Genomic DNA, 23,463 nt, shown 5'->3' with positions numbered 1-23,463 from the left:
AGTATTTTTGATGCGGCGGATGTGATAACGCCTTTGACGCGCGAGCCGCAAAACGCATACCGGAAATGGAACCTCTGACATGAGTGAAGCCGCACGTCTGATATCGCCGGAGAAGCGGGGCGAAGACATCGACGCGACGCTCAGGCCGCAATCGCTGGACGAGTTTACGGGCCAGGCTGAAGCGCGCGCCAATCTGAAGGTCTTCATAGAGGCGGCCAAGGGGCGCGGCGAGGCGCTGGACCATGTGCTGTTCGTCGGTCCGCCCGGCCTCGGCAAGACGACGCTGGCGCAGATCATGGCGAAGGAACTCGGCGTCAATTTCCGCTCGACATCAGGCCCCGTCATCGCCAAGGCGGGCGATCTTGCCGCACTGCTCACCAACCTCGAGGAGCGGGACGTCCTCTTCATCGACGAAATCCATCGTTTGAACCCGGCTGTCGAGGAAATTCTTTATCCGGCGATGGAGGATTTCCAGCTCGATCTGATCATCGGCGAGGGCCCGGCGGCACGTTCGGTGAAGATCGATCTCGCCAAGTTCACTCTGGTTGCCGCGACGACCCGTCTCGGCCTGCTGACGACGCCGCTGCGCGACCGTTTCGGCATTCCGGTGCGCCTGAGTTTCTATACGGTCGAAGAACTTGAACTGATCGTCCGGCGTGGTGCGAGGCTCATGGGTCTTGGCATGACCGATGAGGGTGCGCGGGAAATTGCGCGTCGCGCCCGCGGCACGCCGCGCATTGCCGGCCGGCTGCTGCGGCGCGTGCGCGATTTCGCCGAGGTCGCCAAGGTCGAAGCGGTAACGCGCGAGATTGCCGACGAGGCGCTGAGACGGCTTCTCGTCGACGATGTCGGTTTCGACCAGCTCGACAAGCGCTATCTGAACATGATCGCGGTCAATTTCGGCGGCGGCCCTGTCGGCATCGAGACCATTGCCGCCGGCCTTTCCGAGCCGCGCGACGCGATCGAAGATATTATCGAGCCCTATATGATCCAGCAGGGCTTCATTCAGCGTACGCCGCGCGGCCGTGTCTTGACCGCGATCGCCTGGAAACATCTCGGCATGCAGCCGCCCAAGGATTTGGAGGCAGCACAGTTCGGGTTGTTCCGGGAGGACGATTGAATGCTCGGCCGTCGTGCCTTCCTGAAGCTTTTCGGCGGCAGCATATTTGGTTTGATGGCATTCGGGGGATATGCGCTCGGCTATGAGCCGGTCGTTCGGCTGAATGTCACCCGCTATGCGCTGACCCCGCCGGGATGGACGCCCGGGCTGAAGCTGAGGATCGTTGCGCTCGCCGATTTCCATGCCTGTGAGCCCTGGATGAATGCCGAGCGCATCGCCTCGATCTGCGCCCATGCCAATGAGCTCGGCGGTGACATCATCGTACTGCTCGGCGATTACACATCGGGAACCGATCTCATTACCAGCCGTGTCGATCATCGCATCTGGGCGGCGGAACTGGCGAAGCTGAAGGCGCCGCTCGGTGTCCACGCCATCATCGGCAATCACGATTGGTGGCATGATGCGACGGCCCAGAGAACCGGCCATGGCCCTACTTTCAGCCATCGGGCGCTGGCCGCCGTTGGCATCGAGGTCTATTCCAACCGGGCAGCGCGCCTGGAAAAGGACGGGCAGGGTTTCTGGCTTGCCGGCGTCGAGGATCAGCTGGCCTTGCGCCGCAGCATCCGCTGGAAGAGGCCGCTCACCAAAGGGCTTGACGATCTCGGCGGCACGCTGGCGCAGATCGGCGATGACGCCCCGGTCATCCTTATGGCCCATGAGCCCGATATCTTTCCTGCCATTCCCCGTCGCGTGGCGCTCACCCTGTCAGGGCATACGCATGGCGGGCAGGTGAGGATTTTCGGCTGGTCGCCCTATTCGCCCTCGCGCTATGGTGACCGGTATGTCTATGGGCATATCGTCGAAGAGGAGCGCCATATCATCGTATCGGGCGGCCTCGGCTGCTCCATTGCGCCGGTCCGCTTCGGCGTTCCGCCCGAGATCGTGGTGATCGATGTGGGATAGAGGATCATGCCGAAACGCAAACATATCAGATTGAATGCCGGCCGAGCGCGCTTCCAGGTGCGTGTCGGGGGCCTTGGATTTCGCGACGGCCATGTCCTGGTGCATCGCGCCGTACATGAAGCCTTCTGGACCTTTCCAGGCGGCCGGGCCGAGATCGGTGAGACCTCGGAAGAGACCCTGCGGCGCGAGATGATGGAGGAGCTCGGCGTGGATGTCACGGTCGGGCGCCTGCTCTGGTCCGTAGAGAATTTCTTCCATTACGAAGAACTGGACTGGCATGAACTCGGCCTCTATTACCTGATGGAAATTCCAGCCGGATTTCCTTTCGATCCCGAGAGGATCGTGCATCGAATCAAGGACGGCGACAACGATCTGGAATTCAAATGGGTGCGGGCGACGCGCAAGGCGCTGGTGGCGCTCGACATCCCGCCCTATTTCATCGCCGAGGAAATCGAGAATCTGCCGCTGACGTCTCGTCATCTCGTCTGGCGGGATGGCGATCTCGACAGGACTTAGGGGATTTGGCTTTGGGGGATTGGATGGCCGCTTTCGATTCGGTTCGCAGCTTTCGTAAGCTTGCCTATAATAACGCATTGGCGAATGTCCGGCTGTATCGTGCTTGTGCGGCGTTGCTGCCCGGCGAATTCGAGGCGAGGCGTATGAGCTTCTTTCCGTCTATCAAGGCGACCCTTAATCATATCCTGACGGTGGACTGGTTCTACGTCGACGCGCTTGAAGGCGGTACTCTGGGCCTGAAGGCTTTTGACATCGAGGAGCCGTATGACCGGCTGGACGAGTTGAGCCGGGAGCAGGCCGATGTCGATCGCAGGCTGATCGTGTTCTGCGAGGCTCTGACGCCGGAGACGGCTGTGCGGATCGTCGATATCCAACGTGAGGGCCGTATTCAGCGGGAGAGGGCGGACGATGTGCTGAACCATCTGTTCCAGCATCAGACGCATCACCGCGGGCAGGTGCATGCCATGCTGGCCGGAAGCAGCGTTGCGCCGCCGCAGCTCGATGAATTCATCGTTTCCGACGATGCGCGGTTCAGGGGCGAGGAACTGGCGGCGCTTGGTTGGGACGAGACGAAGCTGATGCGCTGAGGATAACCTGTGGCGACATCGTCTTCGCCAGCGTTTCGATCGTCTGCCGCAGCAACGCCTTTCCGCCGCCTTGCCATCCGAGTGCGCGGATTTTCGCCGTATCCATGACAGAGATCGCATCGCGCTCCGCGGGCGCCGGCAGCGCATGCGCACAACCCATTGCGCTTTGAAGATGCCCTAGGATTTCGCACGTGTCTGTCAGGATATCCGAGAGATTGAAGGCTTGGCCGTCAATGCGGCCGGTTTCCGTTTCCAGCAGAAGACGAACCGCGCGGCCGAGATCGCGGCCGTGAACCTCGGTTCCGGCGCGGGAAGGAACTGGCTTGCCGCTCAGATGGTCGCTGAACATCTCATCCCATTTGTTCGGCCGCAGGTCGCCATAGACGCCCGTCGCTCTAAGGCTCGCCGTGGCAAAGCCCGGCATGGACAGAGAAAACAGGGCGTGCTCGGCATCACGCTTGATTTCACCGTAGAGCGTATTCGGCTTCGGCGCGGCCGTCTCGGTCAGCTCCTCCCCGGCAATGCCATCGCCATAGACGGCGCGGGAAGACAGAAAGATGCAGCGGCGAATGCCGGCCCTTCTGGCCGTCTCGAAAAGCTTGACCGAGCCGTCGAGATTGAGGCGGCGAAAGCCTTGCGGATCTTCCCCTTCGCCGCCGCGATATTTGCCGGCGACATGGCTGAAGGCGGCATGCACGAAGAAATAGGCATCGTCGAAGGCGCTGCTTTGATTTTCCGTTGGGTTAAGGCTCAGGGGGACGAAAGAGACGGGCTGGGAAAAGAGGCCCGGTGGGGGCGGATTGCGCCCACCGATGACAACCTTATATCCGGCCGACAGCAGTTCCTCGGCGATGTATCGGCCGACGAGGCCCGTTCCGCCTGATACAAGGACTTTCATGCCGCCGCTCGCGGGTTTGCGAGCGTGGCGATATCGGGCATGTTCCGGCCGGAATGGAAGCTATGCCACAGCTCGATCAGCGGTTTCAGCAGCTCGGCCTTGGGATGATTTTCCTCCCAGGGCTTCTCATACTGATAATGCAGGATCGAAACACTGCTCCAGTTCCAAAGCTCGGGCATGCTGAACCACACATATTGCAGCATGTTCATGAAGATGGGCAGTCCGTGCCAATCCGGGAAGAAGGTCTCGAGGAAGGTCTGGTCGGTGCGCCGCCAGAAGACGTCAGGGCGGTCGAGGTGCTCCAGCATGTGCTGAAAGGTCGCTAGCGACGGCTTGGCGACGAAGACGCCGGAATTCAGCCGATGGAAATCGGTGAGGCTTTCGTAGACATTCGGCGCGGCCGAAAATTCCGGATAGTCGAAAAGCCTGTCGACATTACGCAGCACCAGCGCATCCGCATCGATGAAGACGCAGGTATCGTATTCGATCAGCTGCCAGAGCCTGAGCTTGCAGAAATTATCGAGCGGCGTGTGGAAGGAGGGCTTGCGGCCCTTGGTGAAAGGCGCAGCGGCGTGAAGATTGCCACGGGCATGCCGCTCGTTGAAGGCATCCGAGAGCGGAAGATGTTCGACAGCGACCAGCCGGCAGTCGAGCGCGGCCAATGGGGCGAGGTCGCCTTCGCCGACCCCTTCCGTATGCAGCACGACGATATCGGCTTTCGTACCGCTGCGCACGATCGAGCGCGCCAGCGCCAGAGCGCCCATGGCGTAGTCGGCATTCGTGACGAGCGTCACGAATGCTTGTCTGGCACGAGGACGGGTCTGCGGGCGCAGGCCCTGCAGTAATTCGCTTCCCGGCATCATGACACGGACTTCAGCCTCTTGCCCTCGGGATCATGGTTGACTGTCGCGGCGAGATCCTTGGTCCAGGCGGAAACGGCGGGAACGCGCGAGCGATCCACACGATAGGCATATTTCCTGGCGACATCGACGATTTCGCTAAGAAGACCCGCCTCCAGTGTGATCGGCGCCAGCCCGAGATCGAGGAACTTGTCGTTTTTGACGATGAGATCGTTTTCCGGTGCCTCCTTGCGCGGGTTCGGCAGGCGGACCACCTCAGCGCCGCTCATCTTGGCGATCATATCGGCAAGATCGCGCACGCGATGCGTTTCCGTCATCTGGTTGAAGATTTCGACGCGGGCGCCGCGGGCCGGCGGATTCTTCAGCGCGAGCTCGATGCAGCGCACGGAATCCTGGATATGGATGAAGGCACGGGTCTGGCCGCCGGTGCCATGGACGGTCAGGGGATAGCCGATCGCCGCCTGAATGAGGAAGCGGTTGAGCACCGTGCCATAGTCGCCGTCATAATCGAAGCGGTTGATCAGCTGTTCATGCCGGCGCGTCTGCTCGGTATGCGTGCCCCAGACGATGCCTTGATGCAGGTCGGTGATCCTCAGCCCGTCGTTCTTGGCATAGAATTGAAAGAGCAGCTGATCGAGGCATTTCGTCATGTGATAGATCGAGCCGGGATTGGCTGGATAGAGGATCTCCTGGCTCGCCGTGCGGCCGTCGGTCGTCTCGATGCCGACGGGCAGATAGCCCTCGGGGATGGCGGCGCCGATCGTCGAATAGCCATAGACGCCCATCGTGCCGAGATGCACGAGATGCGAGTCGAGATTGAGCTCGACCAGCGCGTTCAGAAGATTGTGGGTGGCGTTGACGTTGTTGTTGACCGTGTAGTTCTTGTGGCGGTCACTCTTCATCGAATACGGAGCGGCGCGCTGCTCGGCGAAATGGACGATCGCGTCGGGGCGGTGCTCGGCCAACCATTTCTTCAGAAGTTCATAGTCCTTGGCGAGGTCGATCAGGTGGAAATGGATGCGGCGGCCGGTTTCGGCGTGCCAGATGCGGGTGCGTTCCTGAATCGAATCCATCGGCGTCAACGACTGCACACCCAGCTCGGTATCGATCCATCGGCGGGAGAGATTGTCGAGGATGTGGATCTCATGACCGGCGTCGGAGAGGTGAAGCGAGGTTGGCCAACCAATGAATCCGTCACCGCCCATAACCGCAATTTTCATAGGATCTTCCTTCCATGCCGATCCGCTAGCCGGCACGATTCCGGATAGTCGGAGTTTATGACAATTGTTCAAAGCTTGCTTGATGGCAGAACTTCGGCCAAAGAGATGCCGGACATTCAAGGAGATGCGGCAACGATGAACAGCCCCTTTCTGATTGCTGGGGAACTGGAAGCCGGAAGCCACCGGCTGGTGCAGCGAGTCTATTATGAGGATACGGATTTTTCCGGCCTCGTCTATCACGCGCGCTACCTGCATTTCCTCGAGCGCGGACGCACGGATTATCTGCGTTGTCTCGGCGTGGAACAGCGCGAACTTCTGAATGCCGATGAAGAGGGGTTGGTTTTCGTCGTTCACCGCATGGAGATCGACTTCAAAGGGCCGGCGCTCATGGATGACCTGCTGACGATCCGCACAGTCACCGAAAAGGCCGGCGGTGCCAAGATGGTCCTGTCCCAGGAAATCCGGCGCGGCGAAACGCTGCTGATTGCCGCGAAGGTCATCATTGCCGTGATCAATGCGAAAGGGCGTCCGCGCCGCCTGCCTGAGAAACTTGCCGCGCAGATGCTCATGGCGTCGGAAAATGCTGGTTAATCAATAATTTGGCATGCTCATCGTATCAGGCCGCCTCGCATAGGGGTAGCATGATGGACAAGAGACAGCTTGCAATAACTTGAGTTATATGTGAAGGAATTCCGCGCGCAAGCTTGTCTGCGTTTGTCGCCGGTCTCGTCCGGTCCGTTCTTCCCTCGAGCGAGAATAACCTTCGCCGCTGCCAAATCCTTCCTGTTTCGACGCTAACATTCTTTTAACCATAATAGTGTCTTACTGATTATGTCGGAGTTTGTGCGGTGCACGCCTTCCTTTGACCAAATTTGACGGCAAGAAGGCAGTTGTAAGCTTGGAAGGCTTGACCAGGGCGTTCAGCGGCGGCTGCCAAACAATTCTTGTGAGATCACTTTTAGCCGCCCGGTCTAGCACCGGGCGTTTGGATTCGGGGATTTTGGATCAATGGAACAAGTAGCATTGGCAGCGGCCACCACACCGGATATCACCCTCTGGTCGCTCTTCATGCAGGCAGGCCTGGTGGTCAAGCTCGTCATGATCGGCCTGCTGGCAGCGTCCGTATGGACCTGGGCGATCGTCATCGACAAATATCTGAGCTATGCGCGGGCGCGGCGGCAGTTCGATCACTTCGAGCAGGTTTTCTGGTCCGGCCAGTCGCTCGAAGAGCTGTACCGCACGCTTTCGGAGCGCAACAATACCGGCCTCAGCGCCATTTTCGTCGCGGCCATGCGCGAATGGAAGAAATCCTTCGAGCGCGGCGCCCGTTCGCCGATCGGTCTGCAGATGCGTATCGATCGCGCCATGGACGTGACGCTGGCGCGTGAATCGGAACATCTGACGGCCCGTCTCGGATCGCTTGCGACCATCGGCTCCGCCGGTCCGTTCATCGGTCTCTTCGGTACCGTCGTCGGTATCATGACCTCGTTCCAGGCGATCGCCGGCTCGAAGTCGACCAACCTTGCGGTCGTCGCGCCGGGCATCGCCGAAGCGCTGCTCGCAACCGCGATCGGTCTGGTTGCCGCTATTCCGGCGGTTATCGCCTACAACAAGTTCTCGGCCGATGCCGGCAAGCTCTCGGGCCGCATGGAAGGCTTCGCGGATGAATTCTCCGCCATCCTTTCGCGCCAGATCGATGAAAAGCTGCAGCCGCGTCAGGCTGCGCAGTAAGTCGCGGACAGAACCGGAGTATTCACATGGGAATGTCTGTTGGAGGTAGTGGTGGCGGCGGTGGCCGCCGTGGCGGTCGTCGTGGTGGAGGCCGTGGCGGCCCGATTTCCGAGATTAACGTAACGCCGCTGGTCGACGTCATGCTCGTGCTGCTGATCATCTTCATGGTGGCGGCGCCGATGATGACATCGGGCGTGCCGATCGACCTGCCGCAGACGCAGGCCGGCGCACTGAACGCCCAGACCCAGCCGATCACGATCTCGATCAAGGCCGATGGCCAAGTCTTCCTGCAGGAGACGCAGATTAACGTGACCGAGATCGCCGACAAGCTGAAGGCGATTGCGACGACCGGCTATAACGAGCGCATTTTCGTGCGTGGCGACGGCAAGGCGCCCTACGGCGTCATCGCCGACGTCATGTCTCGCATTCAGGAAGCCGGTTACAAGAATATCGGCCTGGTTACGCAGCAGATAACGGACCACTGACGAACCGACATGAAGCGCAGTCTTGCTACCTCTGCTGTCATTCACATCCTGGTGCTGATCGGCGCCATGGTGACGCTGAGTGCGCCGGCGCCGCTTGAGACGCCGGAAAGCACGGCAATGGATGTCGATATCGTGACTGCGGACCAGCTTCAGCAGGGTGAGAAGAAAGCGCCCGTGACGGATCACGCCGCGCGCAAGCCGACCACCAAGCAGGACCAGGTCGCCAACGCCCAGAATACCGGCGAGAACAAGGTCGATATCAAGAACCCGGTCGTACCGACGCAACGGCCGGAGAGCGAGACTGCGGCCCTGGCGCCGAAGAAGGTGGATGCGCCCGTTCCGCAGGACGATCCGAGGCCGAACGACGTCAAGACGATCGAACAGAAGGAAACGGAAGCCGCCCCCAAGGAAGTGGCCGCCATTCCGCAGCAAAAACCTGAGGTGACGCCGACCCCGAAGCCGGATCCCACGCCCCCGACACCGAAGGCCGATGCAACGCCGACCCCGCCGGCGCCGCAGCCGACGGAACAAGCCGAAATTCAGCTGCCAAACAACGTCCCCGTGCCGGATGTGAAGCCCCAGCCGACGCCGCCGAAGGCTGCCGAGCAGAAGCCGGAGGCCAAGCCGACGCCGAAGCCGGACGTGAAGGTCGCCGACGCAAAGCCGACGGATAAGACGACGACGCAAAGCACAAGCAAGAATACGTCGTCCGACGACGGCAAGAAGGACGCCGACAAGAAACGTGAGTCCGCCAAGGGACCCAAGTCGAGTGCCAGCGATTTCAACGAGAATGACATTGCTGCCATGCTGAACAACACATCGTCGAAGGGCGGTGCGAAACGTTCGTCCCAGCAGGCTTCCGCCGGTGCTGATACGCCCGTTACCTCGCGCGGCGGCATGAAGTCGCTCGGCGGCGGCAAGCTCAGCCAAAGTCAAAAAGACGGTTTGCGCGATCTGATCAGTAAGAACTGGCTTGTCGTCCCCGGCATGGAAGGGGCAAGCGATGTCACGATCAAGGTTCATGTTCGCCTCGACAAGTCAGGACAGATTATCGGCACACCGGAAGTCTCCGTCAGCGGTGGACCGACAACCACCCAGAATGCCCTGAGGGGGGCTGCTGAGCGTGCGGTGATGAAAAGCCGCGCCGATCTGCAGAAGGAAGTAAATGCCGGAGGGTTGTTGCCGCCGGACAAGTACGATGGCTCGGACGGCTGGAACGAGCTGGTGCTCAACTTCGATCCGAGAGACTTGGGAATGTGATGCGGGGGGTGCAGCTTTTGACAATTCACTGTCCTCGCTTCGGCATGAGCTTGCTTATGGCCTTGGGGATGATGTTGGTTGGTGCCGTGTCAGCACAGGCTGGAAGCGCTACACAGCCTCGCGGAAATTCGATTGGGGCCAGCATCCGCGACGACGTGGCGAAGAATTGGAATATCGTGCCCGGCATGGCAGGGGCGAAGCATGTCCACGTCCGAGTGCATCTCAAGCTCAGCCGAAGCGGAGAGATCGTGGGCGAACCGAAGGTTACCGCGGCTGGTGGACCCAAGGCGACGCAACAAGCCATGGAGGCCGCCGCTGTGCGAGCCGTGCTCCGGGCCGCTCCGTTCAAAAACCTACCAATAGATCAATATGACGACTGGAAAGAAGTGACGCTTCGCTTCGATGCCAGTGATCCAGCGAATTAATGCTGAAAGGCTTGATACATATGATCAGAAAATCCTTCGTCCGCCTCCTGGTGGTGCTAGCAGGCCTGATGGCTGTGGCATCCACTCCGGCCTATGCCGTGGTCGAGCTCAATATCAACAAGGGCAACGTCCAGCCCATGCCGATCGCTATCACCGACCTTCTGTCGAACGATAGCCTCGGACCGCAGATCTCGAGCGTGATCGCCGCCGACCTGCAGCGCTCCGGACTGTTCGCTCCGATTAACAAGCAGGCCTTCATCGAGAAGATTACCAATCCGGATTCGACTCCGCGTTTCCAGGACTGGACCTCGATCAACGCGCAGGCGCTGGTGACTGGCCGCGTGACGCAGGAAGGCGGCCGCCTCCGCGCCGAATTCCGCCTCTGGGATACGTTCGGCAATAGCCAGATGATCGGCCAGCAGTTCTTTGCCCAGCCTGATAACTGGCGTCGTGTCGCGCACATCATCGCCGATGCGATCTATCAGAAGATCACCGGCGAGAAGGGCTATTTCGATACCCGCGTGGTTTTCGTTGCCGAAAGCGGCCCGAAGACCGCCCGCAAGACGCAGCTCGGCATCATGGACCAGGACGGCGCCAACGTGCGCATGCTGACCGACGGCAGCGACCTGGTATTGACGCCGCGCTTCTCGCCCAACCGCCAGGAAGTGACCTACATGTCCTTCGCCAACCAGCAGCCGCGCGTCTATCTGCTGCAGCTGCAGACGGGCCAGCGCGAACTGGTCGGCAACTTCCCGGGCATGACCTTCTCGCCGCGCTTCTCGCCGGACGGGCAGCGCGTCATCATGAGCCTTCAGCAGGAAGGCAATGCCAATATCTACACGATGGATCTGCGCTCGCGCACCACGACGCGTCTGACGTCTACGGCGGCGATCGATACCTCGCCGTCCTATTCGCCCGACGGCACGCAGGTCGCCTTCGAAAGCGACCGCGGCGGTCAGCCGCAGATCTATGTCATGAATGCCGATGGCTCCAACCAGCGCCGCATCTCGTTCGGTAACGGCTCCTACTCCACGCCGGTCTGGTCGCCGCGCGGCGATCTGATCGCCTTCACCAAGCGGGCCGGCGGCAACTTTTCCATCGGCGTCATGAAGCCGGACGGCTCCGGCGAGCGAATCCTGACCTCCGGCTCCTACAGCGAGGGACCGACCTGGGCGCCGAACGGCCGCGTCATCATGTTCTTCCGCGCGCCGTCGGGCGCGAGCGGGCCGCAGCTCTACTCGATCGACCTGACCGGTTATAACGAGCAGAAGATCCCGACGCCGGGCTTCGCTTCCGACCCGGCATGGTCGCCTTTGCTCGAGTAGTGGAAAGACCTGCCACTTTATCGCCGCAAAGTCCTGTGAGTGGACCGTTTGGGGACAATCTTAGGACATTATTAACCATATTTGTTGGAATCCGATTAACCGAACCCGGTTACAGTCTGGCAACCCTGATAGAGACTTAAGGAGAGACCGGCCATGAGCCGCACCGCAATCCAGGCCGCTGGCCATATGCAGAACCTCGCCCGCAACCCGATCATGATCGCGCTTTTCGTTGGCCTTTCTCTGGCCGGCTGCGCTTCCAAGAAGGGCCTGCCGAACGATGCCAACGGTCTTGGCCTGAACGGTGCCGGCAACGCTACTCCGGGCTCGCCGCAGGACTTCACGGTCAATGTCGGCGACCGTATCTTCTTCGTCGTCGATAGTTCCTCCATCAGCTCCGAAGCAGCACAGACGCTCGATCGTCAAGCTCAGTGGCTTGCTCGCTATCCGAACTATTCAATCACGGTCGAAGGTCACGCGGACGAGACCGGCACTCGCGAATACAACCTCGCTCTCGGCGCCCGCCGTGCAGCCGCGGCGAAAAATTACCTCGCTTCGCGCGGCGTTCCCGCGAACCGCATGAAGACGATTTCCTACGGCAAGGAACGCCCGGTCGCTACCTGCGACAACGAGTCCTGCTGGTCGCAGAACCGCCGCGCGGTCACCGTGCTCAACGGCGCCGGCTCCTGATTCCAAAGACCAGTCGAAATGCAAAAGGCGGCCTCGTGCCGCCTTTACTTTTTTGACCACACTTTGGCCGAACTCCGTTGCTTTTTGAGAGCAATTGTAAAAATCTCCTGTTCGAGCCCTCCGGCCCGAAGAATCAATAGGACAGGAAGATCCATATGAGAAAACTTGTCGTGGCGAGCATGCTTTGTCTCGCTGCCGTCGTGGGTAGCGAGCGCGATGCTTCTGCCTTGTCGTTGTTTGGACTCCATTTCGGGGGCCGCGATGCTTCCGCGCAGGCGGCGCACGGCAACGCGTATCAAAGACAAGCGCAATACGGCCAGGCACCGGTCATCAACGTTCAAAACAGCGATGCCGAAATGCGCCTGCAGCAACTCGAAGACCAGATGCGCCAGTTGAACGGACGCGTCGAGGAGATGAGCTACCAGCTTCTCCAGATGCAGGAGCAGATCCGCAAGGCGCAGGAAGACAACGAATTCCGCTTCCAGCAGCTTGAAAAGCGCGGCAGCGCGCCGGCATCGGGCGGCACGATGAAGAAGAGCGAGGCCGATGTGCCCGCGCAGAGCGGCGGCAAGCAGGACGATATTGCCGGCGTTATCAGCAGCTCGCAGAATGGCGGCACCGCAGCGCCGCGTGGCGGCGGCAAGCCGCCGAGCGAACTCGGCTCCATCCAGTTCGACCAGAGCGGCGACCAGATCGGCTCCTCGATGAGCGGGGCCAACAATGGTTCGGGTGCGCCGCCAAGTGCAGGCTCAGGCTCGCAGACGGCATCGCTCGGCAGCGAGAACGACCAATACAAGGCCGCCTACGGTCACGTCCTGTCCGGCGATTATAACGTTGCCGAACAGGAATTCCGTCAATATCTCGACAGCTATCCCAGCAGTTCGCGGGCTGCGGATGCGAATTTCTGGCTCGGCGAAGCGCTCTATTCGCAGGGCAAGTACAACGAAGCCGCCAAGACCTTCCTGAATGCGCATCAGAAATATAGCACCTCGGAAAAGGCGCCGGAAATGCTGCTGAAGCTCGGCATGTCTCTGGCCGCCCTCGACAACAAGGATACCGCCTGCGCCACGCTTCGCGAGGTAACCAAGCGTTATCCGAAGGCCTCCAAGGCTGTGACCAGCAAGGTTGCTAGCGAACAGAAGCGGCTGGCCTGCTGACCGCCATGTCCGTTGACGCTGTGACCGGCGATGCCACAGCCATTACGCCCGAAGCGGCAGCCAGCAAATTTCTGGATTCTCTCTCGAAGCCTGCTCATATTCTCGTCGCCGTTTCGGGCGGCAGTGATTCCACAGGGCTTCTGATTGCCCTTGCCGAGCGGCTGAAATCCCATTCTCACGAAGATATCACCCTTACCGCAGCAACGATCGACCATGGATTGCGCGACGCATCCGCGGACGAAGCGCAAGAAGTTGCGGCATTCTGCGCTTCGCGCGGGATTTCCCATTTTATCCTTCGCTGGCAGGGGGAAAAGCCCGAAACCGGCATCATGGCCGCAGCACGCGAAGCGCGTTACGCGCTGCTTGCGGAGCTCGCCTCGGAGATCTCGGCCGACGTGATCGTTACGGCCCATACGCTGGACGATCAGCGCGAGACGATGGCCATGCGCGACGCGCGGAGGGGGCAGAGCGGTTATGGCACGGGCATCGCCGATGCGGTTCTCTTCGATCGGCGTATCTGGGTTATCAGGCCGTTTCTCGCATGCCGGCGGGCCGATATCCGGACCTACCTCCAGACGCATGGCGTATCCTGGCTCGACGATCCCAGCAACGAGGATGTGAAATACGAGCGCGTACGCACCCGCATGAGCCTTTCCAGGCAGCCTGTGGCCGAACTGCCTGCTGATGGAGGCGCCGATCGCGCCGCGCTTTCGACGCGGGCGGCAGCATGGCTGGACGAGCATGTCACCATCCATGCGGACGCGCTCTGCGCCGTCGGCCGGCCTGGCCTTTCCGCTGATGCAGCGGTCGTCGCCTATGCCCTGTCTTATCTTGCCGCCGTCTTCGGCGGCAAGTCTTTTCCGCCGGGGCGGGCGCAAATGCAGCGTGTTCTCGAATTTGTGAGCGGAGGGAACCTCGGCCGGCGCACGGCGGGAGGAGTGATCTTCGACCTGCGTCGCGATGCGCTTTATCTTATGCGGGAGAGCCGCAACATCGCTCCGGTTTCGGTCCTGCCTGGCGAAAAACGCAATTGGGATGGCCGCTTCGACGTCGAGAATTTCGGCTCGACTGCAGTCCGCATCAGCGCTCCTGAAGCGGGAAACGCGACGATTTTCCCGGCGAATCTGCCAGGAGGCGTGGTGAAACGCGCTCAGGCGGCGATGCCGTCGATTGTGGCGGATGGCAACGAAAAGGCGGCGACCGTCGCGCTTCAACCCCGTCTTTCGCCCTTCGACCGCTTTTTGACACGATTTGACCTCACATTCGCCGACCACCTATCCGCCGCTTTCGGACGTGAAGCCTATAGGCGGCTGCCGCTTTTCGGCCCTATAGACGGAAAAAACATGCGGCGATGCGGTTTGCCTTGGCAAGGGCTTGGCGCAACCCTATGTTAGGGATCAAGTAATACCGCCGCTTGACGGCGGGAGTTTCAGTGCTGGGGAGTTCGATGAACCCTAATTTTCGTAATTTCGCTCTGTGGGCAATCATAGCCTTGCTGTTGATTGCCCTGTTCAGCATGTTTCAGAACGCGCCGGCACAAACAGGCTCCAGGGAAATACCGTATTCGCAGTTCCTGCGGGAAGTCGATTCCGGACGCGTCCGTGACGTGACCGTCACCGGCAACCGCGTCGTCGGCAGCTATGTCGAAAACGGCACGCCCTTCCAGACCTATGCTCCGGTCGTGGATGACAGCCTGCTTGAACGCCTGCAAAGCAAGAACGTCAACATCGTCGGCCGTCCGGAATCGGACGGTTCTTCGAGCTTCCTGAGCTATCTCGGCACGCTGCTGCCGATGCTCCTGATTCTCGGCGTCTGGCTGTTCTTCATGCGTCAGATGCAGGGCGGCTCGCGTGGCGCCATGGGCTTCGGCAAGTCGAAGGCCAAGCTTCTGACGGAAGCGCATGGCCGCGTTACCTTCGACGACGTCGCCGGTGTCGACGAAGCCAAGCAGGATCTGGAAGAAATCGTCGAATTCCTGCGCGATCCGCAGAAGTTCCAGCGTCTCGGCGGGCGTATCCCGCGCGGCGTTCTGCTCGTCGGACCTCCCGGCACCGGTAAAACGCTTCTGGCGCGCGCCATCGCTGGCGAAGCCAACGTGCCGTTCTTCACCATCTCCGGTTCCGACTTCGTCGAAATGTTCGTCGGCGTCGGTGCGAGCCGTGTGCGCGACATGTTCGAGCAGGCCAAGAAGAATGCGCCTTGCATCATCTTCATCGACGAAATCGACGCCGTCGGCCGCCATCGCGGTGCCGGTCTTGGCGGCGGTAACGACGAGCGCGAACAGACGCTCAACCAGCTGCTGGTCGAAATGGACGGCTTCGAGGCCAATGAAGGCATCATCCTGATCGCCGCCACCAACCGTCCCGACGTTCTCGACCCCGCGCTGCTGCGTCCGGGCCGTTTCGACCGTCAGGTCGTAGTTCCGAACCCGGATATCGTTGGCCGCGAGCGGATTCTCAAGGTTCACGCCCGCAACGTGCCGCTGGCTCCGAACGTCGATCTGAAGACGCTGGCCCGCGGTACGCCCGGCTTCTCCGGTGCCGACCTCATGAACCTCGTCAACGAAGCCGCCCTCATGGCCGCCCGACGCAACAAGCGCCTGGTGACGATGCAGGAATTCGAGGACGCCAAGGACAAGATCATGATGGGTGCCGAGCGCCGCTCTTCGGCCATGACCGAAGCGGAAAAGAAGCTCACCGCCTATCACGAAGCCGGTCACGCGATCACGGCGCTCAATGTCGCCGTCGCTGACCCGCTGCACAAGGCGACCATCATTCCGCGCGGCCGTGCCCTCGGCATGGTCATGCAGCTCCCCGAGGGTGACCGCTATTCGATGAGCTACAAGTGGATGGTCTCCCGCCTCTGCATCATGATGGGCGGCCGTGTCGCGGAAGAGCTGACTTTCGGCAAGGAAAACATTACTTCGGGTGCCTCCTCCGATATCGAGCAGGCGACCAAGCTTGCGCGGGCGATGGTCACTCAGTGGGGCTTCTCCGACGAGCTCGGTCAGGTCGCCTATGGCGAGAACCAGCAGGAAGTCTTCCTCGGCCATTCCGTTTCGCAGTCGAAGAATGTCTCGGAAGCAACCGCTCAGAAGATCGACAACGAGGTTCGCCGTCTGATCGATGAAGCCTATCGTCAGGCCAAGGATATCCTCACCGAAAAGCATGACGAGTTCGTGGCTCTGGCGGAAGGACTGCTCGAATACGAGACTCTGACTGGTGACGAAATCAAGGCGCTGATCCGCGGTGAGAAGCCTGCGCGCGATCTCGGTGACGATACGCCGCCGAGCCGCGGCTCGGCCGTGCCAAAGACCGGCGCGAAGAAGGACGGCTCGCTCGGTGCCAAGGGTGATGAGCCCGAAAGCGGCTTCGAACCGCAGCCGCGTTAAGGCGCGGGAGACGAAAACCTCGAGATTGAAGGGCCAGTCACCTGAAAAGGCGGCTGGCCCTTCTGCTTTGAAGGCGAAGGAGATAGTGCTTGGGAATGGCGGCCGAGCCTTATGACAAGCCCAGTGCCTGGGCGAAGTAATGCGAGCGCGATGGGCTGTGGATGACTGTCTCCATGAGGATCTGATGCAGTTTTTTAGTGCTTATTAATGGTAACGCGGTGTAATAGGCGTTCTCGGTAATTTAAGTGCCGAGTTTTACAATCTATGGCATGAGCCAGAAGCATCGATGTTTGCAGTGCCGCTGGCTTCCAGGCGGCGATATCGATGCCGCCGCATTCCTTGCCCGAATGCGGCAACGACAGGAGTGCATATGAAACGCCGTTATTTCGGAACTGACGGAATTCGCGGTCAATCCAATATCTATCCGATGACGCCGGATCTTGCCATGCGCGTGGGTATCGCTGCCGGCACGATCTTCCATCGAGGCAGCCATCGCCACAGGGTTGTCATCGGCAAGGATACGCGCCTTTCCGGCTATATGCTCGAAAATGCCATAGTGGCAGGCTTTACCGCGGCCGGTGTCGATGCCTTCGTTCTCGGTCCTATCCCGACGCCGGCAGTCGCGATGCTGACGCGCTCGCTGCGCGCCGATATCGGCGTCATGATCTCGGCTTCGCACAATCCTTACCAGGATAATGGCATCAAGCTTTTCGGCCCTGACGGCTATAAGCTCTCCGACGATCTCGAAATGAAGATCGAGGACATGCTCGACAAGGACATGTCGGAGCATCTGGCCAGATCGGAAAATATAGGCCGCGCCAAGCGTATCGACGGTGTCCATGACCGCTACATCGAACATGCCAAGCGCACGCTGCCGCGCGATGTGACGCTGCAGGGGCTGCGGATCGCGATCGATTGCGCCAATGGCGCCGCCTACAAGGTCGCCCCGGCCGCCCTTTGGGAGCTTGGTGCTGACGTTGTGACCATCGGCAATGAGCCGAACGGCACGAATATCAATCTGAATTGCGGCTCCACCAGCCCGGTTGCCTTGCAGAGGAAGGTGGACGAAGTGCGCGCCGATATCGGCATTGCGCTGGATGGCGATGCCGACCGCGTCATTATTGTCGATGAAACCGGCACGATCATCGATGGCGACCAGCTGATGGCTGTCATTGCCGAAAGCTGGGCCGAGAGCCAGACGCTGCGCGGCAATGGCATCGTCGCAACCGTCATGTCCAATCTCGGGCTGGAGCGCTTCCTGGGCGATCGCGGCATGTCGCTTGCGCGTACGGCCGTCGGCGACCGCTATGTCGTCGAGCATATGCGCCAGCACAATTACAATGTCGGCGGCGAGCAGTCCGGTCATATCGTGCTCTCCGACTATGGCACGACGGGCGATGGTCTGGTGGCTGCGCTGCAGATCCTTGCCGCGGTGAAGCGCACGGGCAAGCCGGTCAGCGAAGTCTGCCGCCGCTTCGAGCCGGTGCCGCAGCTGCTGCGCAATGTCCGTATTTCCGGCGGCAAGCCGCTGGAGGACATTCACGTGCGTCAGGCAATCGCCGATGCGGAAAGCGAGCTGTCCCGCAACGGTCGGCTGGTGATTCGCCCCTCCGGCACCGAGCCCCTGATCCGCGTCATGGCGGAAGGCGACGATCGCGGCCAGATCGAGCGCATCGTCGGCGGATTGATCGACGTGATATCGAGCGTGCGTTCGGCCGCCTGAGCAGGCAAAAGAAGTTACTGGTAATATATTATGGCCGTCCTGTCAGGCGGCCATCATGTTTTCAGTTTCGGAATGACGGGCGGTCTACTGAAACATTTCTCCGGGATAAGCGCCCCAGAGCTTGTCCTGCCGGATATAACCTCTGACGGAGTGCCCGCGGACGGAGACGCGACACCACGTTCCGGTGCAGGATTGCAGTGAAACCAGCACCCGCGGCTGCAGCTCCGCGATCGCCCTGGCGGCGGGATTCGGATCGGCGCGCAGCATGGCATTCTTGGTCAGCCAGGGGGCGATCACGCCCGTACGCGTCCCGGAAAGCAGTGCACTGTGCATCCAGCCGGTAACGCCGGTATCATCACGGACCTGCCGCCAATGGCCGTATTCGTCGATGATCTCAAGGGGAAGACCGGGCTTCATATAGATCCATTTCGTGGCGTAGATCGTCGATGGCCCGACGCGCATGCGGGCTTTGTGAGCGCGAAGAGAAACATAGCGCGGGATCGGCAAGCCCGTTTCGCGCCCCTTGTTCCATGGGGCGGCTGTGGCCGCTATCGGCTTGACCGGCATCGCGCCTGCGAGGGGGGCGGAGCTCAGAAAGATAAGAGCAAGGCCCAAGGTGGCCCATATCGTTCGATGGTAAGTCAATGACTCCCTCCTGCGTTACCTCCCCGGCGGCAGCACTGTAATGGTTCGATACTTGCCAAACGGTTTAGGAACCCCGCCTTCGGTGATCCGCGGATCCGGTGCCTGAATGGAAAAAGAAGTTGGGCGGCACGCCTTATCTCATTCTTTTCACTTATATATAAAAATTGCCTTATATGTTGAATGAAGTATAATTCTGAATAAACACGGTAAATATTCGTAGTTAATCAGGTTTTAACTCCTTTTCATCATTATCCTGTCATGTCTTTTCAATTGGCAAGCATTTGCTGTGCCAAGGGCAAGAAATTTGGAGCCAAAGCCATGATGAAAACCCTGATTGGGGCACTTGCCACTTTGCTTGTTGGCACGTCGGCCTTTTCTGCTGATCTTTATACGCCCGAACCGGTACAGCCGGCGCCGGAAGTGACCGTCGCTCAATCCAGCGGCTGGTATCTGCGCGGCGATGTCGGCTATGCCTTCACGAATCTGCGCGGCGCGAACTACTTCCAAGGCTCCAATGCCAGCCTGGTCGATTTCGATCGCGCCAAGCTCGATGGCAATGTCACGCTCGGCGGCGGTGTCGGCTACCAGATCAACAACTACCTGCGCACGGACTTGACGCTCGACTATCTCTTCAAGTCCGACTTCAAGGGTTCTACGAAGGGCGATTGCGGTGCCTGCGGCCCGGGCTTTACTCCGGCGGCGGCGACCTCGCGTGATCTTGCCTCCCTGACGGCCTATAGCTTGCTTGCCAATGCCTATGTCGATCTCGGTACCTACGGCATCTTCACCCCCTATGTCGGTGGCGGCCTCGGCGGCACTTACGTCAAGTGGAGCAATCTGAAGAACACGTCCTGCTCTGACGCCAATCCGGATTCCTGCGACGGGACGGTCTCGCATAATGGCCGCGGCGGCTGGCGCTTTACCTACGCGCTGATGGCCGGTACCTCCATCGATCTGAGCTGCAACCTCAAGGCTGATGTCGGCTATCGTTATCGCCACGTTCAGGGCGGCGACATGTTCGGCTACAACGAGAATGGCGGTCCCGGCTACGACAAGGGCCTGAACCTGCACGAAGCCCGCATCGGTGCCCGCTATACGTTCGGCGGCTGCCAGACGGCAAGCTACATGCCGCCAGCTGACATTCCGGTCCAGGCGCCGGTCTACAAGTAAGCCATATCCATTCAAGCTATTGAAAAGCCGCCTGGTTCTCGCCGGGCGGCTCTTGTTTTTCCCCCTATCCCGTTAAGCAATTCTCCGTCGCCTTAAAGCTTCATTAACCATGAATTCCTTATGGTTAATGAAATGAGAATGGCAGCCTTCCCGCCAGACCTGACTGAAGGGCTATCGAAGGGATGGGCAGGCCAGCCGGTTCGGCATGCGGCGCGAGCCCGAGGATGGAAGGCGAGGGGTAATGATCCGTTTTGACGCTTTGGCGCTGGCGGCAGCGATGGCAGGCGCATCGGCGGGTATTGCACTTGCGGCCGATGCGACACCGCCGGAAATCAAGATGTCGGAGGTGAGCGTCAAGGATGCCAGGGGATGGTATGTGCGTGGCGATGTCGGCTATGCCGCCAATGCCAGCCGCACCGCCACGAAATTTCGCGCCTATGATCCTGCCGGTGGCGATTATAGCTCGAACAGCTTTGATTCGACCCGCTTCGGCGGCGATTTTTCCGGCAGCCTTGGTGTCGGCTATCAGTTCAACGATCTATTCCGCGCTGATGTCACCGGCGATTTCTTCAGCGGTGATTTCAATGGCCGCATTTCCAGCGATGCGCCATGTTCCGGCGGAGCCGGTGGCACGGGATGCTCCATGAAGGCACGATCTTCCTTCAGGGCGGGCAGCCTGATGGTCAATGGATATATCGATCTCGGGACGCTTGCAGGCTTCACGCCCTATGTCGGTGCCGGCGTCGGCGCCACGCGGGTTTCCTGGAGCAGTGTCAATGCCATCGGCTCCTGTGTCGATGGCACGTCGGGCTGTGGCGGTACTGCTTCAGTCAGCGCACGTTATCCCGGTGACAGCGACTGGCGCTTGACCTATGCCTTGATGGCTGGTGTCGCTTACGAGGTTGCGCCCAACATCAAGGTCGATCTTGGCTACCGCTTCTCCCATATCGCCGGCGGAGACATGTTCGGCTATTCCGCCGCAGATTCGGCTGCAGGCGCCGGCGGTACGGCAGGCCGCGACGGCGCGTTGTCACGCCATGAGATTCGCGTGGGGTTGCGGATCACCACCTGGTAGCGTCCGGCGCTCACGGCGTCGTCAGCACATAAGCAATGCGCCGGAAAAAATCCACTGTTCTGAAGATGTGCGCGGGTATGCGCCGCCATGCAGGCGCCTTGGCTGCGCGATAGTCGCGGCGCCAGCCGATCATCGTCGTTCGCTGCAGCCGGCTGAAACCGGCTATATTCGCACGCGTGCTGACGATGGATATATTCATGTCCCAGCCGCGTTCCACCGCCACATCCCAGGGCAGCGACATGATGGCCAGCGATTTTACGATCTTTTCGGCGCCTTTACGCGTGACGAGATAGCAGGCCGTGGAGCCCTGCGGACCAAAGAGGCAGCGGCCGACGATATCTCCCTTGCTGCTTCGGCCCATGATGCGAAAGCCGTTCCAGCGATGATTGACAAGCTTGATCAGGTCGGCGTTGGGCGCAGCGTCCTTCGCCGCCACTGCGCGTGCGAGGAAATCGATGTCCAGCGCAACATCATCCTCTATGACCACGGCCATTTCCTCGCCGCTCGCCAAAAACCGATGCAGCGCCAGCAGGTGACTGCGGTAGCAGCCATACTCTCCGGGCAGGATGGTACGGCCGTGCCGGCGCTGGAAGCGATTGTGATCCACGTCGGTCCACTCGTCGCGCGGGATGAGGGCACCGTCGATACCATGGACGCGCTCGAACCGAAAACCGACCTCGTCGCTCTGCCGCTGAATCTCCGCGAGCCGTTCGGTTGCCCGATCAATATTGATAAGATAGACCGGCATTGTTTGCGACGGCGTGAAAGAAGTTTCGGCAAGCGCAGTTAGGGACATCGAGCACACTTGATTTTTTTCATCGGCGCAATCGGCGAGCGCCAGGCCATATATGATTGCGTGTCAGTACGGAAACCAGCTTTTGTGGCACCAAATTTGGCATATTTCCGTTGCGCGTGACTTACGCGCTATCAAAAATCTCGCACGAAATCGTGAGGGAGCGCCATGCGCGAATTTAACTGTTGCGCCGGCAGGCGGCTTCCAATATATCCGGCGGCGGGACACCCTTCCCCAACGAAGGGCTTTCTATCTGAGAGGATAGCATCATGACTAAGCTCGCCAAGCCGGACATCCGTCCGAATAATACCCATTTCTCTTCTGGTCCATGCTCGAAGCGTCCCGGTTGGACGCTTAACGCTCTTTCCGACGCGGCTCTCGGCCGTTCGCACCGCGCGAAGGTCGGCAAGGCAAAACTGAAGCAGGCTATTGATCTTACTCGCGAAATTCTGGAAGTGCCGGCGGATTACCGTATCGGCATCGTTCCGGCTTCCGATACCGGCGCCGTCGAAATGGCGCTCTGGTCGCTGCTCGGCGAACGCGGCGTCGACATGCTCGCCTGGGAAAGCTTCGGCGCCGGTTGGGTCACTGACGTTGTCAAGCAGCTGAAGCTCAAGGACGTCCGCAAGCTCGAAGCCGGCTACGGCGAGCTGCCCGATCTTTCCGCTGTCGATTTCGATCGCGATGTGGTCTTTACCTGGAATGGCACCACCTCCGGCGTGCGCGTTCCCAACGGCGATTTCATCCCAGCCGACCGCAAGGGCCTGACGATCTGCGACGCCACCTCGGCCGCATTCGCTCAGAACCTCGATTTCGCCAAGCTCGACGTCGTCACTTTCTCCTGGCAGAAGGTTCTGGGCGGCGAGGGCGCTCATGGCGTCATCATCCTGTCGCCGCGCGCTGTCGAGCGCCTGACGACCTACCAGCCGGCCTGGCCGCTGCCGAAGATCTTCCGCATGACCAGCGGCGGCAAGCTGATCGAAGGCATCTTCACCGGCGAGACGATCAACACGCCTTCGATGCTCTGCGTCGAGGACTATATCGACGCTCTCCTCTGGGCCAAGGATCTCGGTGGGTTGAAGGCGCTGATCGGCCGTGCCGATGCCAACGCCAAGGTCATCCACGACTTCGTTGCCGCTCATGACTGGATCGCCAATCTCGCCGTCAGGACCGAAACCGCATCCAACACCTCCGTCTGCCTGAAGATCGTCGACAAGGATGTCGTCGCTCTCGATGCCGATGGTCAGGCGAATTTCGCCAAGGGTCTGGTGGCGCTCCTCGAAAAGGAAGGCGTCGCCTATGATATCGGCCATTACCGCGACGCGCCGTCGGGCCTGCGCATCTGGGCCGGTGCGACGATCGAAGCTTCCGACATGCAGAAGCTGATGCCCTGGCTCGCCTGGGCTTTCGAAACGCAGAAGGCGACGCTCTCCCCGGCTGCTGCCTGAGGCTGAAGCGTTCACGGTTCCGCCCGGACAGGCGGAGCCCAGCA

The 23,463-nt window shown here is 60.4% G+C and carries 23 protein-coding genes; 18 read left to right on the top strand and 5 right to left on the bottom strand.

Annotated features, from left to right (window positions below):
• The first annotated feature begins 79 nt into the window (after positions 1-79).
• The 4 genes from ruvB to C7U61_RS14885 are packed head-to-tail and all read left to right on the top strand — an operon-like array spanning position 80 to position 3,126.
• Positions 80-1,120, top strand: coding sequence for a Holliday junction branch migration DNA helicase RuvB (gene ruvB / locus C7U61_RS14900; protein ID WP_106998804.1), 1,041 nt, complete (start codon positions 80-82; stop codon positions 1,118-1,120).
• Complete coding sequence (locus tag C7U61_RS14895; RefSeq protein WP_106998803.1) at positions 1,121-2,023, top strand: metallophosphoesterase; 903 nt, start codon at positions 1,121-1,123, stop codon at positions 2,021-2,023.
• 6 nt (positions 2,024-2,029) lie between these two features.
• Positions 2,030-2,539, top strand: coding sequence for an NUDIX hydrolase (locus C7U61_RS14890; RefSeq protein ID WP_181315849.1), 510 nt, complete (start codon positions 2,030-2,032; stop codon positions 2,537-2,539).
• 23 nt (positions 2,540-2,562) lie between these two features.
• On the top strand, positions 2,563-3,126 hold the full coding sequence (locus C7U61_RS14885) for a DinB family protein (RefSeq protein ID WP_106998802.1): 564 nt from the start codon (positions 2,563-2,565) through the stop codon (positions 3,124-3,126).
• On the opposite strand, the gene C7U61_RS14880 is transcribed toward C7U61_RS14885, so the two are convergent.
• The 3 genes from C7U61_RS14880 to C7U61_RS14870 are packed head-to-tail and all read right to left on the bottom strand — an operon-like array spanning position 3,071 to position 6,104.
• Entirely contained in the window at positions 3,071-4,024 is a 954-nt protein-coding gene (locus tag C7U61_RS14880; RefSeq protein WP_106998801.1) for an NAD(P)-dependent oxidoreductase, read from the bottom strand. The two genes, C7U61_RS14885 and C7U61_RS14880, sit on opposite strands and share 56 nt — an antisense overlap.
• Positions 4,021-4,884 (bottom strand): glycosyltransferase, encoded by an 864-nt coding sequence (locus C7U61_RS14875; RefSeq protein ID WP_106999115.1) that lies wholly within the window; start codon positions 4,882-4,884, stop codon positions 4,021-4,023. Before C7U61_RS14875 ends, C7U61_RS14880 begins: the two co-directional genes overlap by 4 nt.
• Positions 4,884-6,104 (bottom strand): NAD-dependent epimerase/dehydratase family protein, encoded by a 1,221-nt coding sequence (locus C7U61_RS14870; protein WP_106998800.1) that lies wholly within the window; start codon positions 6,102-6,104, stop codon positions 4,884-4,886. Before C7U61_RS14870 ends, C7U61_RS14875 begins: the two co-directional genes overlap by 1 nt.
• 135 nt (positions 6,105-6,239) lie before the next feature.
• Between C7U61_RS14870 and ybgC the strand changes: the two genes are divergently transcribed.
• From ybgC to glmM, 11 genes are all read left to right on the top strand, one after another.
• Positions 6,240-6,695: a tol-pal system-associated acyl-CoA thioesterase gene (gene ybgC / locus C7U61_RS14865; protein ID WP_106998799.1), complete on the top strand. Its 456-nt coding sequence runs from the start codon at positions 6,240-6,242 to the stop codon at positions 6,693-6,695.
• A gap of 417 nt (positions 6,696-7,112) precedes the next feature.
• On the top strand, positions 7,113-7,835 hold the full coding sequence (tolQ, locus tag C7U61_RS14860; protein WP_106998798.1) for a protein TolQ: 723 nt from the start codon (positions 7,113-7,115) through the stop codon (positions 7,833-7,835).
• 26 nt (positions 7,836-7,861) lie between these two features.
• The gene (tolR, locus tag C7U61_RS14855) at positions 7,862-8,320 is read left to right on the top strand and encodes a protein TolR (protein ID WP_106998797.1); all 459 of its coding nucleotides are present in this window, start codon (positions 7,862-7,864) and stop codon (positions 8,318-8,320) included.
• 9 nt (positions 8,321-8,329) lie between these two features.
• On the top strand, positions 8,330-9,580 hold the full coding sequence (locus tag C7U61_RS14850) for a hypothetical protein (protein ID WP_106998796.1): 1,251 nt from the start codon (positions 8,330-8,332) through the stop codon (positions 9,578-9,580).
• 8 nt (positions 9,581-9,588) lie between these two features.
• A complete protein-coding gene (locus C7U61_RS14845; RefSeq protein ID WP_245410800.1) occupies positions 9,589-10,005 on the top strand; it encodes a hypothetical protein in 417 nt (138 codons plus the stop codon).
• A 20-nt stretch (positions 10,006-10,025) separates the two neighbouring features.
• On the top strand, positions 10,026-11,330 hold the full coding sequence (gene tolB / locus C7U61_RS14840) for a Tol-Pal system beta propeller repeat protein TolB (RefSeq protein ID WP_106998795.1): 1,305 nt from the start codon (positions 10,026-10,028) through the stop codon (positions 11,328-11,330).
• A 153-nt stretch (positions 11,331-11,483) separates the two neighbouring features.
• On the top strand, positions 11,484-12,017 hold the full coding sequence (gene pal / locus C7U61_RS14835; RefSeq protein WP_106998794.1) for a peptidoglycan-associated lipoprotein Pal: 534 nt from the start codon (positions 11,484-11,486) through the stop codon (positions 12,015-12,017).
• A gap of 155 nt (positions 12,018-12,172) precedes the next feature.
• Positions 12,173-13,174, top strand: a complete 1,002-nt coding sequence (ybgF, locus tag C7U61_RS14830; RefSeq protein ID WP_106998793.1) for a tol-pal system protein YbgF — start codon at positions 12,173-12,175, stop codon at positions 13,172-13,174.
• Between the two features lie 5 nt (positions 13,175-13,179).
• Complete coding sequence (gene tilS, locus C7U61_RS14825) at positions 13,180-14,568, top strand: tRNA lysidine(34) synthetase TilS (protein WP_106998792.1); 1,389 nt, start codon at positions 13,180-13,182, stop codon at positions 14,566-14,568.
• A gap of 53 nt (positions 14,569-14,621) precedes the next feature.
• Positions 14,622-16,565 carry an ATP-dependent zinc metalloprotease FtsH gene (gene ftsH, locus C7U61_RS14820; RefSeq protein WP_106998791.1) on the top strand — a complete coding sequence of 648 codons (1,944 nt, stop codon included), beginning with the start codon at positions 14,622-14,624 and terminating at the stop codon, positions 16,563-16,565.
• Between the two features lie 370 nt (positions 16,566-16,935).
• A complete protein-coding gene (glmM, locus tag C7U61_RS14815; protein WP_106998790.1) occupies positions 16,936-18,288 on the top strand; it encodes a phosphoglucosamine mutase in 1,353 nt (450 codons plus the stop codon).
• An 84-nt stretch (positions 18,289-18,372) separates the two neighbouring features.
• On the opposite strand, the gene C7U61_RS14810 is transcribed toward glmM, so the two are convergent.
• A complete protein-coding gene (locus tag C7U61_RS14810) occupies positions 18,373-18,933 on the bottom strand; it encodes an SH3 domain-containing protein (protein ID WP_106998789.1) in 561 nt (186 codons plus the stop codon).
• Positions 18,934-19,251: 318 nt separating this feature from the next.
• Between C7U61_RS14810 and C7U61_RS14805 the strand changes: the two genes are divergently transcribed.
• Together C7U61_RS14805 and C7U61_RS14800 are read left to right on the top strand one after the other, a co-directional pair.
• Positions 19,252-20,103, top strand: coding sequence for an outer membrane protein (locus C7U61_RS14805; protein WP_106998788.1), 852 nt, complete (start codon positions 19,252-19,254; stop codon positions 20,101-20,103).
• Between the two features lie 241 nt (positions 20,104-20,344).
• Positions 20,345-21,178, top strand: a complete 834-nt coding sequence (locus C7U61_RS14800; protein WP_106998787.1) for an outer membrane beta-barrel protein — start codon at positions 20,345-20,347, stop codon at positions 21,176-21,178.
• A 10-nt stretch (positions 21,179-21,188) separates the two neighbouring features.
• Here C7U61_RS14800 and C7U61_RS14795 read toward each other — a convergent pair whose 3' ends face one another.
• Positions 21,189-21,974 carry a glycosyltransferase family 25 protein gene (locus C7U61_RS14795; protein ID WP_106998786.1) on the bottom strand — a complete coding sequence of 262 codons (786 nt, stop codon included), beginning with the start codon at positions 21,972-21,974 and terminating at the stop codon, positions 21,189-21,191.
• A gap of 266 nt (positions 21,975-22,240) precedes the next feature.
• On the opposite strand from C7U61_RS14795, the gene C7U61_RS14790 reads away from it, so the two are divergent.
• Positions 22,241-23,419 (top strand): phosphoserine transaminase, encoded by a 1,179-nt coding sequence (locus tag C7U61_RS14790; RefSeq protein ID WP_106998785.1) that lies wholly within the window; start codon positions 22,241-22,243, stop codon positions 23,417-23,419.
• Positions 23,420-23,463: the final 44 nt, after the last annotated feature.

This window comes from Rhizobium sp. JAB6, from assembly GCF_003024605.1.
GTDB lineage: Bacteria > Pseudomonadota > Alphaproteobacteria > Rhizobiales > Rhizobiaceae > Rhizobium.
The sequence above is the reverse complement of the archived record's forward strand: the minus strand, read 5'-3'. Positions and strand labels throughout refer to the sequence as shown.